Origin of the sequence: Paracoccus benzoatiresistens, from assembly GCF_026913015.1 — a bacterium.
In the GTDB taxonomy this organism is placed as follows: Bacteria; Pseudomonadota; Alphaproteobacteria; order Rhodobacterales; family Rhodobacteraceae; genus Paracoccus; species Paracoccus benzoatiresistens.
The window spans coordinates 1-8061 of the sequence record NZ_JAPTYD010000101.1; the positions used below are offsets into that span (position 1 = coordinate 1).

6 protein-coding genes and 1 other RNA gene are annotated in these 8061 nt (G+C 59.9%); 5 read left to right on the forward strand and 2 right to left on the reverse strand.

Annotated elements, in window-relative coordinates; genetic code table 11:
• Window positions 1-126: 126 nt before the first annotated feature.
• Window positions 127-660, reverse strand: a complete 534-nt coding sequence (locus OU682_RS23010) for a c-type cytochrome (RefSeq protein WP_268944521.1) — start codon at window positions 658-660, stop codon at window positions 127-129.
• A gap of 115 nt (window positions 661-775) precedes the next feature.
• On the opposite strand from OU682_RS23010, the gene OU682_RS23015 reads away from it, so the two are divergent.
• Window positions 776-1633 (forward strand): prephenate dehydratase, encoded by an 858-nt coding sequence (locus OU682_RS23015; RefSeq protein ID WP_268944522.1) that lies wholly within the window; start codon window positions 776-778, stop codon window positions 1631-1633.
• Here the strand turns inward: OU682_RS23015 and OU682_RS23020 are convergent.
• Window positions 1630-2082, reverse strand: a complete 453-nt coding sequence (locus OU682_RS23020; protein ID WP_268944523.1) for a hypothetical protein — start codon at window positions 2080-2082, stop codon at window positions 1630-1632. The two genes, OU682_RS23015 and OU682_RS23020, sit on opposite strands and share 4 nt — an antisense overlap.
• A 307-nt stretch (window positions 2083-2389) precedes the next feature.
• Between OU682_RS23020 and OU682_RS23025 the strand changes: the two genes are divergently transcribed.
• The 4 genes from OU682_RS23025 to OU682_RS23040 all read left to right on the forward strand — a co-directional run bounded on the left by OU682_RS23025 (window position 2390) and on the right by OU682_RS23040 (window position 7849).
• A complete protein-coding gene (locus OU682_RS23025; RefSeq protein ID WP_268944524.1) occupies window positions 2390-4240 on the forward strand; it encodes a bifunctional 2',3'-cyclic-nucleotide 2'-phosphodiesterase/3'-nucleotidase in 1851 nt (616 codons plus the stop codon).
• Between the two features lie 41 nt (window positions 4241-4281).
• Window positions 4282-4378: signal recognition particle sRNA small type (gene ffs / locus OU682_RS23030), an RNA gene on the forward strand.
• A 99-nt stretch (window positions 4379-4477) separates the two neighbouring features.
• Window positions 4478-6046 carry a site-specific integrase gene (locus tag OU682_RS23035; RefSeq protein ID WP_268944525.1) on the forward strand — a complete coding sequence of 523 codons (1569 nt, stop codon included), beginning with the start codon at window positions 4478-4480 and terminating at the stop codon, window positions 6044-6046.
• Window positions 6047-6331: 285 nt separating this feature from the next.
• The gene (locus tag OU682_RS23040) at window positions 6332-7849 is read left to right on the forward strand and encodes a TIR domain-containing anti-phage reverse transcriptase (RefSeq protein WP_268944526.1); all 1518 of its coding nucleotides are present in this window, start codon (window positions 6332-6334) and stop codon (window positions 7847-7849) included.
• Window positions 7850-8061 lie beyond the last annotated feature (212 nt).

Below are 8061 nucleotides of genomic sequence, written 5' to 3' on the forward strand. Positions count from 1 at the left end.
CGCTGGAAATGCGAGGTAATCTTAGTCCGTCTGCACTTTCACGAAACTACCAACACGATATGCGGACACCTCCAAAAAAAAAGGCGCATCCAGGGATGCGCCTTCCGGTCTGTTCCGATGCAAACCCTATTGCTGGCTTTGCAGATAGGCGATGATGTCGGCGCGGTCCTGCGGATCCTTCAGGCCGGCGAAGGACATCTTGGTGCCCGCCACGACGCCCTTGGGGTTTGCCAGGAATTCCTGCAGCGCCTCAGGCGTCCACTGGGGCGCCTCGGCCTTGTGCTCGACCATGGCGGGGGAATAGCTGAAGCCCGCGACGGCGGCGACTTCGCGCCCGACGACACCGTTCAGGTGCGGGCCGACGCCATCGGTGCCATCCAGCTTGTGGCAGGCCTTGCACTTGCCGAAGTCCTTTTCGCCCGCAGCGGCATCGGCGGATGCCAGCAGCGCGGCGAAGTCGATCTGCTCCTCGGCAGCTTCCTCGCCGCCCGCGGCTTCCTCGACAGGGATGGTATAGGCCTGTGCGACCTCCTCGCCCTCGCCGTGATGGGCGGCGCCCACGTGATACAGCGATCCCGCCGCCCAGTTGGCCAGCATCAGGAACAGCAGCGCCCCGATCAGCGCCCCGGCGGCCTTGGTCACGGTCATGGTGTTGAACATCGCGTGCGATCCCCGCATTGGTAAGCTCGTCAATTCGTCGGGTATCTATCCGCTTTCACTTTGAAGGATCAAGGTATAGTTACCCGACGACCAGTCAAAATTCGGACAGCGGGCCATGACGACCAGCACCAACCGCATCGCATTCCAGGGCGAGCTCGGCGCTTACAGCCACGAGGCCTGCCGCAAGGCCCGTCCCGGCATGGAGGCCCTGCCCTGCCGCACCTTCGAGGACGTGATCGAGGCCGTGCGCAGCCACAAGGCCGACCTGGCCATGCTGCCGGTCGAGAACTCGACCTATGGCCGGGTGGCCGACATCCACCACATGCTGCCCGAATCCGGCCTGCGCATCATCGACGAGGCGTTCGTGCGTGTCCGCATCGCGCTGATGTCGCTGCCGGGCACCCGGTTGCAGGACTTGCGCCACGTCCGCGCGCATCTGGTGCTGATCCCGCAGGCGCGCGGTTTCCTGACGCGGCACGGGATAACCGCCACGGCCTCGGCCGACAGCGCGGGCGCCGCCGCCGACCTGGCGCGCGATCGCACGCCGGGCGAAGGTGTCATGGCCAGTGAACTGGCCGCCGATATCCACGGGCTGGAGGTGCTGGCCCGCGACATCGAGGATCACCACCACAACACCACCCGCTTCCTGATCATGGGGCGGCAGGCGGACATGACGCGCCGGGCCGAACGCATGCTGACGACCTTCGTCTTCCGGGTCCGCAACATTCCGGCCGCGCTCTACAAGGCCCTGGGCGGCTTTGCGACGAATGGCATCAACATGACCAAGCTGGAAAGCTACATGGTCGATGGCGTCTTCACCGCGACGCAGTTCTATGCCGATGTGGAGGGCCACCCCGAGGACCCGGCGCTGCAGCGCGCGCTGGAGGAACTGCGCTATTTCACGTCATCGATGGAGATGCTGGGCGTCTATCCCGCCGACCCCCTGCGCGAGGCGCAGCTTCGCGCCGCCTAGGCCGCGCGAAGATGGGTCAGGAAATCGGTGATCCGCTGGTCGTACTTGCGATCCAGCTGCGACTTGCCCAGCTTGGCCGTCTGCAGCAACAGCCGGGCGCGCATGCTGCGGGGGCGAACCTCGGTCTCGAACAGAAGGCGTGACTTGACGCGGCTCAGCGCAAGGACGGTCATGTTGATCGACAGTTCGAACTGGTCGGAATGCCCGTCCAGCGTGATATGAGAGGGATGATCGAAGCGGGTCACGTCCAGCCGGACCATCCGGCGCTGGCCGCGCCAGTTGAAATCGATCTCCCAGCCAAGTCCCGTGCCCGGTTCCTGCGCAGGGTCGATCCGGCGAACCAGAACGCCACGGGCGGCCAAAGCACGCTCGCTGCGGGAAAAGTCGCCTGCAATGTGGAAAAGATCGCTTGCGGGAATGTCGGTATCGATGCGGGTTGAAAATTTCATTCCTGAATGGCCATCCGAAGCATGCCTGCGGCGAGACGAGCCGCAACCTGTGCGTTTCATAATTCGACGACAGCAACAGATTCAACCGTGCGGGGAAGCTATTGGTCTGCCAACTCCGGTAAACCGGACCCAAGCCTGCTGCTTCCGGCAGGGTAATGTGACTGTTTTGCACATGCAAATGAATTAACCTCGCCCGCCGACAATCTGTGGTTGAGAGAGCCGGTCCGGGCCGATACTCTGATGCGGCTGGCGCATGGCCGCCTTGGGCGGCCTTGGATTGGGGTGGCGAATGCCGAACGGAACAGGCGTGGTCGAGCTTTCCGTTCTTCCGCCGGCAGACCTGTCCGAAACGGTCGTGCTGCGCGTCCTGGCCACGACCGACATGCACATGAAGCTGCTGCCCCATGACTATCTGGCCGGGCGGCCCTGCGGGCGGGGAAGCCTGGCGCAGGTGGCATCGCTGGTCGAGCGGCATCGGCGCACGGCCCGGAACACGCTGCTGGTGGACAATGGCGACTTCCTTCAGGGGACGCCGCTGGGGGACGTCGCCGCCCTGTCGGGCGGCAGGGACCACCCCGCCATCGCCGCCATGAACCTCATGGGCTATGACGCCGCGGCCATCGGCAACCATGATTTCGCCTTTGGCCTGGATGTCCTGCAATCGGCGGCACGGCAGGCCCGCTTTCCCTTGCTGGCCGCCAACCTGCGGGTCAGGGGACGCGCGGATTTTCCCCGCTATGCCATCCTGCGAAAGCAGGTCCTGTCCGAGACCGGTCGCCCCGTCACGTTGCGCATCGGGCTGGTGGGCTTCCTGCCGCCGCAGACCACGGCCTGGGACCGGGATCTGGCGGAACAGATGACCTGCGACGACATCCTTGCCACTGCGCAGCGGGTCGTCCCGCACATGCGCGCCGAAGGCGCGGATCTGGTCATCGCCCTGGCCCATAGCGGGATTTCCCCCCGTCCCGCCCCTCCGGGGGCCGAGAATGTCGCGGCCGAACTGGCGGCGCTTGACGGCATCGACGCCATCGTCGCCGGCCATACGCACGAGGTCTTTCCCGGAACCGCCACCCTGGCGGCGGGGGTCGATGCGACCCATGGAACACTCTGCAGCAAGCCCGCCGTGATGCCGGGATTTGGCGGCTCTCACCTGGGGGTGATCGAACTGTCGATGGCCCGCAATGGCTCCGCCTGGCGCCTGACCCGCGCGACCTCTCATTGCGAGCCCGTGGGCGACCATCTTCCCCCCGCCCCTGCCGTGCTGCGCGCCGTCGCGCCCTCGCATCGCCTGACGCTGTCCCACCTGGGCACGCGCATCGGCAGCAGCGAACAACGGATCAGCAGCTATTTCTCGCTGGTCGGGATTGATCCTGCCCTGACGCTGGTGAACATGGCGCAGCGCTGGTTCGTCCGCCGAAGCTTGCGCGGGACGGCGCTGGAGGGGGCTCCGGTGCTGTCGGCCGCCGCCCCTTTCCGCGCCGGCGGGCGGGGCGGGCCGTTCCATTACACCGATGTCTCCGCCGGGCGCCTGCGGCTTGGCAACCTGACCGACATCTATTCCTTTCCGAACCGCATCTGCGCCCTGCCGGTCAGCGGGGCCGAGCTTGGCGGCTGGCTGGAACGCTCGGCCAGCCTGTTCAACCAGATCACGCCCGGTGGCCCCGACCAGCCCTTGGCCGATCCGCGCTTTCCCGCCTATCAGTTCGACGTGATCGAGGATCTGCGCTGGCGGATCGACCTGTCGCAGCCCGCCGGCTTTACGGCCGACGGCGCCGCTACCGGCAGCAGCCGCATCCGCGACCTGACCTGGCGCGGGCGCCCGGTCGGCAACAGCGATCGCTTCGTGCTGGCGACCAATTCCTATCGCCTTGCCGAATACGGGTTGTTCGCGGGCCTGACGACGGGCAAGACCCTTGCTGTGCCGCCCGGCCCGCAGACGCGCGACGTGATCCGCAACTATCTGCGCCAGCGCCGCCGGGTGTCGATCGACCCCGCCCCTGCCTGGCAGTTCGCCCCCATGCCTGGCACCTCGGTCCTGTTCGAGACCGGCCCCGCCGGCCTGCCCCTGCTGCCCAGGGCGGTCGCCCGCTTGGGGCGGCGGATGGAGCATGTGTGCCAGACGGACAGGGGCTTTGCCCTGGTGCGACTTTATCTGTGACGGGCTTGCAACGCCCCTGCAAAGGGACTATCTAGCGCCTCGAGAGGTTGGCGCGGGCAGGCGCCTCGCCAACCCGGTCAGGTCCGGAAGGAAGCAGCCGTAACGAGCCCCGCTTGGGTCGTTGTCCAGCCTCTCACCTTTTCCCTGCTAAGCTGTTGATGTGCAAAAAGGCCCTTGCGCTGCAGGGGCTTTGGTCGTTTCGGTGTTACAAAATCTGTTACAAACCGGACCCCGCACATGGCTGGCAAAACCCGATATCTACTGAACCGCAACGGCAGATTCTTTGCGCGCTTGGTGGTGCCGAAGGAGCTGCGCCAAATCGTCGGTAAGAGCGAACTGCGCACCCCGCTTGGCCCTGACCTTCGCACGGCTATGAAGCATCTGCCCGGCGCTGTCGCAGCCCTCCAGCACGAACTGGCAGTGGCCGAGCGGCAGGTAACAGCCAGCGGCGCAGTCAAGGTTCAGCCAGGCCGGTATCCGCTGGCTTATAATCAGATTGCTGCCAGCCACTATGCTCAGCGCCTTGCCTTCGACGATCTGCTGCGGAACGATCCACTATATGCCTCGATATCGATCGATGATCTGATGGTGCAGCGACTGCGCGACGGCATGGCCGGTCGCTTGAACGATGTAAACTTGGCTGACCTTGTCGGAGCACAGATTGAACGATTTCGCCACCTCGGTAACCTGACTGCACAGCCCGGCACTGACGAATGGCGTCAGATTGCTCGCGCTCTGTGCGTGGCGGAATATGAAGCGCTATCGCGGGTTGTGGAACGCGACGAGGGCGACTTCACCGGCCAGCCAGAGCACCCCTTGATCGTCAATGCACAGCCGCCTGTGGATACCCCTGCCCCGGTTAGTATCAAGCGCCTGTGGGACGACTACGTAAAAAGTCGTCAACTACTCGGATCCATGAAGGACAACGGACGGCGGCAAGCGCTTGCCGTCAACAGCCTGACCACCTTCCTGCGCCATGACAATGCGGTCAAGGTCGCGAAGAAGGACATAGCCGACTGGCTGGACTACGTTGTCACTGAGCGTGACCCCTCGACCGTCAGCAAGGTTTATCTGCCAACGATTCGCAGCCTGTTTCGGTGGGCATATGAGAAGGACAGGATCCCGACTGATCCAGCGGTTGGCTTGCGCATTGCGGCACCAAAGAAGGTGCAGAACCGCGAAAAAGGCTACACGACGCCCGAGGCGATCAAGGTGCTGAAAGCATCTCTCGCATATCAACCAAAGACCGGATCGAACGGAAAGGTTCTGGAAGGCCCTCGCGTGATAGCCGCGAAGCGGTGGGTTCCTCTGCTATGTGCACTCACGGGCGCCCGCGTTGCTGAGATCACCCAGCTACGTAAAGCTGATGTCCGAAAGGAAGGTGACGTGCATGTCGCTCGGATCACACCGGAGGCAGGCAGCACAAAGACGGGCCAATGGCGTGATGTTCCCCTACATCGCCAGATCATCGCGCTAGGCTTCTTGGACTATCTGAAAAGCGCTCCTGATGGTCCCCTCTTTCACAATGCCACCGACCCTGCCAAATTCACCTACTACGCGAAGAAGATGGCGAACCGGCTTGGCGAGTGGCTGCAAGAGAACAAGCTTGTCCCTGAGGGTATCCAGCCCTCGCACGGCTGGCGACATCGACTCAAGACCATTGGACGGGAGGTGGGAATACAAGATCGTGTCTTGGACGCGATCCAGGGCCACGCGCCTCGGACTGCCGGCGACAATTACGGCGATATCACAATCAAGACGAAAGCCGACGCGATTGAACGGTTGCCGGACTACGATCTGACATGAGCATCTTCTATGCATCTATAACGACTCACCAGTCTTGGTATGCCCCGCTCCCAAGGATAAGAGAAAGCAAGGGCGTGAACCGAAAAGCGATCCTGCAAAGGCCAATGCAACCTTAGGGATTGACAAAGCTGCGCTTCGCAAAATATTGATTCTCGAGGCTTGACCCTCTAGTTGGGGCCGGTGAATTCACGGCTACTCGCTGAAACGGAAGTCCATAATGGCCAGCGGCTGGGCGATTTGCCCTTTTAGCTCCTCTGGGTGGTAAAGAGCGAGGGTCAAGCCTAAATGCCTGATGACAAGGTAGCCTCCACCTTTGATTTCAAGATCAATGCGCTATTCTCACTAGAATATGCACATTCAATTCAGGACGTTGCCTCCGCTCTCGGAATGAAGCCATCTTACTTATTTTATGTGGTTCAGCATGCCGACGACGGAACTTACTATCGGAGTTTTCAAATTCCGAAAAAGCGCGGCGGTTATCGAAACATTGCCGCACCTCAGCGCGGACTTGGTCTAGCCCAAAGCAGGCTCGCAGCCATTTTGGAGGAAAAGTCCAACAGAAAACCATATGTTATGGGATACACTAAGGGTCGGTCCTTCCTGGAAAACGCAAGATACCACGAGAAGCAGCAGTGGATCCTGAACATAGACATCGAAGATTTTTATCCCAGCATCACTTTCCCGAGGGTGCGCGGATTGTTCATGTCAAACCTTTTTAATTTCAACGATCGCGTTTCAACCATTCTCGCCCGACTAACAACCTACAACAATCAACTACCGCAAGGCGCGCGCACATCCCCGATTATTGCGAATTTAGTAGCCAATAATCTTGATAGAAGATTGATCGAAATAGCTTCAGCTAATCGGCTGAAGTATACCAGATATGCAGATGATATAACTTTCTCATCAAGTAGAAGAGAAGTTCCAGCATCTCTCGTAAGAGGATGGGAGCCTTTGAACGGAGAGAGATCGGTAGATCTTAGCGCACAGTTAAACGCTGCTTTTAAAAGTTCAGGTTTTTCTATAAACAATCAAAAGACGAGAATATCTTTCAAAAGAGAACGTCAGGAAGTTACTGGACTTGTGGTTAATAGCCGCGCCAACATACAGAGGCGTGATATTTCAAGATTAAGAATGGTTCTTCATTCGGCACGCAAGTTCGGAGCAAGTGAAGCAGCGAAGTTATGGATTGGAGCTGAGGCTAAACCTGAGCATTTTTGGAATTTCCTCTGCGGATGGTTGTCTTATGTTCGCCAGGTTAGAGGTAAGGATGACAGCGTTCTTGCGAAGCTTTGCAAGATGGCCGTTGTATCCGGGATGGCAGGCCCAGAGTGGGTATTAAGGAGCGCAGACATGGTCCGCGAATTTGACGTTTTTCTTTCACACGCTAGTGAAGATAAGCCCAAAATAAGAAAGCTGAAGAATAAGCTAGATAGCCTCGGCGTTTCAGTTTTCTTTGATGAGGCCAGTATAGCCTGGGGTGATTCGATCACCGCAAAAATTAACCACGGCCTCTTGAAGTCCAGCTTTTTTATTCCCTTCCTTTCAGAGTCATTTGCCCGGAAGGGATGGCCCAACAAGGAACTGAACTCCGCTATCGCGGCAAACGTAAACCGCGCCGGTCGCATTCTACCAATTAAAGATTTTGGGTTTTCTGTAGATGAAAATTACCCATTGCTGAACGAGACACTTTACAAAGAATGGCCAGGTCCCGAGCATGAAGATGCTTTTGTTGATGAACTGGCGGACCTGATCCTGCAAAAGGTTGAGGCGGAAAAGCGCAAGCCGCACGATTTGGGATAGACAAATTTACAGAAGTCATTGCCGTCGACTACAGGTTAAGGCCAGCACCCATAAACCTGTTTGAGTCTGTTCAGGCCGCATAATGCAGCCCTCCCAATTGGGAGGGATCATGAGCAGGCATTTCTGGCTGACCGACTAGTGTTCACCGCCTAACAGAAGATTCCTTCCTGTGGTCGAATGTGACATGTTCGGCGGATGAGACGAGACGACAT